The organism is Actinosynnema sp., assembly GCF_052038725.1.
The window spans coordinates 1-2,532 of record NZ_JBQGCX010001412.1; the positions used below are offsets into that span (position 1 = coordinate 1).

2 protein-coding genes are annotated in these 2,532 nt (G+C 74.8%); one reads left to right on the forward strand and one right to left on the reverse strand.

Going from position 1 to position 2,532, the window contains the following annotated elements; genetic code table 11:
* A partial coding sequence (locus ACTUAL_RS29830) for a GMC family oxidoreductase (RefSeq protein ID WP_440902573.1) occupies nt 1–1,433 on the reverse strand: 1,433 nt, incomplete at its 3' end.
* A 216-nt stretch (nt 1,434–1,649) separates the two neighbouring features.
* Between ACTUAL_RS29830 and ACTUAL_RS29835 the strand changes: the two genes are divergently transcribed.
* Nucleotides 1,650–2,532, forward strand: an 883-nt coding sequence (locus tag ACTUAL_RS29835; RefSeq protein WP_440902574.1) for a DUF1702 family protein, incomplete at its 3' end; no start/stop codon positions are given.

Consider the following 2,532-nt stretch of genomic DNA (forward strand, 5'->3'; position numbering starts at 1 on the left):
AGCCCGTGCACCGCACCGCGCTCGTCCACCGCGGTCGACGGGTCGGACGCCGGTCCCATGCGGACCGTGCCGGTCGGGTGGTAAGCGCTCTCCAGGCTGGTCTTGACGTACTGCCGCACCATGTCGTCGTTGTCGATCATCGCGTCGCGCAGCACCACGAAGCCCTGCCCCAGCTTGAGGATGTCCGGGTGGTGCGCGAGCCGCCACGCGGTGCGCACCCCGTCCACCAGCACGTCGATCTCGCGCTCGTCGTCCAGGAAGTTCAGCCGGATCACCGGGGCCGCGCGCGGGTCGGTGGACTCCAGGGCGACCCGGCCGCGCGAGCCCGGCCGCTGCGCCACGACCATCACGCCCAGGATCTCGGTGGTGCCCGCGAGCATCTGCAGCTCCGGGAACGGGCCGAGGCCGAAGTGGTTGACCATGTAGTACTGGAGGTCGTTGAAGTCCCCGGTGACCGGCGAGGTGGTGCGCAGGATCTGCTGGAGGAACGCCTCGGTGCGGTCCACCGCGCCCGGTTCGGGCACCAGGAACGCGCCGGTGCGCTGGTGGTCGACCAGGTTCGCGCCCACGCCCGGCAGGTCGGCGCGCACGTCCACGCCCAGCCGCCGCAGGTCCTCGGCGGGCCCGATCCCCGAGCGCAGCAGGATCGCGGGCGTGCCGATCGCGCCCGCCGCGAGCAGCACCCGGTCGCCGCGCACCAGCTCCGGTTCCGCGCCGGGCGCGCCGACGAGCACGCCGATCGCCCGCTGCCCGTCGAAGACCACCCGGTCGACCAGCAGGCCGGGCGCGAGCTCCAGGGTCGCCCGGCCCCTGGTCAGGGCCAGGTAGGTGCTGGCGGTGGTGGCCCTGCGGTCCCGGTCGTGCCGGGTGGACGGGATGGAGCCGACGCCGGTGGCCTCCGGGTGGTTGTGGTCGGCGACCTCGGCGAACCCGTGGTCCAGGCACGACTGCGTGAACGCGGTCTGCCCGATCGGCAGCTCGTCCGCGCTCCAGCGCCGGATCGGGATCGGTCCGGAGCCGCCGTGGAACTCGCTCTCGCCGTAGTCCCCGTCGCTCTCCAGCTTCCGGAAGTAGGGCAGCACGCCCGCGTACGACCAGGCCGGGTTGCCCGCCGCCGCCCAGTCGTCGTAGTCGGCGGGCACGCCGCGCAGCCCGACCGTCGCGCCGACCGCGGAGGAGCCGCCGGTGAGCTTGCCGCGCGGGTAGCGGATGCGGCGGCCGTCGTGCACGTCGGCGCGGAAGTCCCAGTCCTGCCCGGTGAAGGACATGGACCTGCCGTGGAACACCTCCTCGGGCAGCTCGTCCGGCCGGGCGTGGTCCGGTCCGCCCTCCAGCAGCAGCACCCGCCTCGCCGGGTCCTCGCTGAGCCTGGCCGCGAGCACCGAACCGGCCGATCCCGCTCCGACGATGATGTCGTTGTAGTGGGCCGTCATGTGATCCCTCTGGGCTAGTGGGTGCGGGCACGGGTCGCACCCGCCGGGAGCCGAGAGTCGCACCGCGCCGATCGCCGCTGCTACTCGCGCGTTGCCCGCGCTCCCCGCCGCAGGTGGAGCACTTCGCACGCTGGAAGTAGGCGCTGGTCGGGCCGCGCGGTGACGATCGGGTGATCCGTCAGCCGCGCCTGAGCGGCCGGGCGAGGGGAGCGATCGATGAGCAGCACGCTGGGCGCGCTCCGGCGCCGAGTCCTGACCCCCGACGTGTCCGAGACGCGGCTCTCGGTGCGCGGGTTCCACGACAAGGACCCGGCCGCGCGGGAGCTGCTGGAGACCGTGGGAGGCAGCTTCCTGGCGGGGTTCGGGCACGCCGCGCAGGCCCGCGCCCCGGAGGACGCGACCGCCCCGCTGGAGGAGGTTCCCGCGCCGTACCGGGGTTTCGCGTACGAGGGCGCGGGCATGGCGTTCGCGATCCGGGACGCGCTGCCGCTGGGCAGGCGCGGGCGCAACGCCCGCTTCCTGAGCGGGGCGGGCGCGCAGCACGCGTACATGGTGTACGTGGGCGCGGGCTGGGCGATGGCGCGGGTGCCGCGCGCGCTGTGGTCGCGGATGGCGCTGGACGACCCGCTGCTGCGCTGGCTGGCGCTGGACGGCTACGGGTTCCACCAGGCGTACTTCCACACCGAGCGGTACGTGCGCGAGCGGTACCGGGAGGCGCGGTTCCCGTGGCCGGGCGGCCCGATGTCCTGGTACGCCGACCACGTGATCGACCAGGGCATCGGCCGGGCCTCCTGGTTCGTCGGCGGCGCGGACCCGGCCGTGGTGGCCGACCTGATCGACTCGTTCGCCGAGTCGCGGCGCGGCGACCTGTACGCGGGGGCGGGCCTGGCCGCGACCTACGCGGGCGGCGGCGACGAGGCGGAGCTGCGGGAGTTCGCCGCTCGCGCCGGGGACTGGGCGCCGCAGCTGGCGCAGGGCAGCGCGTTCGCCGCGACCGCCCGCGTGGCCGCCGGGCTGGAGGTGCCGCACACCTCGGTGGCCACCGGGGTGTTCTGCGGGATCACCCCGCGCGAGGCCAAGGAGCTGTGCGACCGGACCC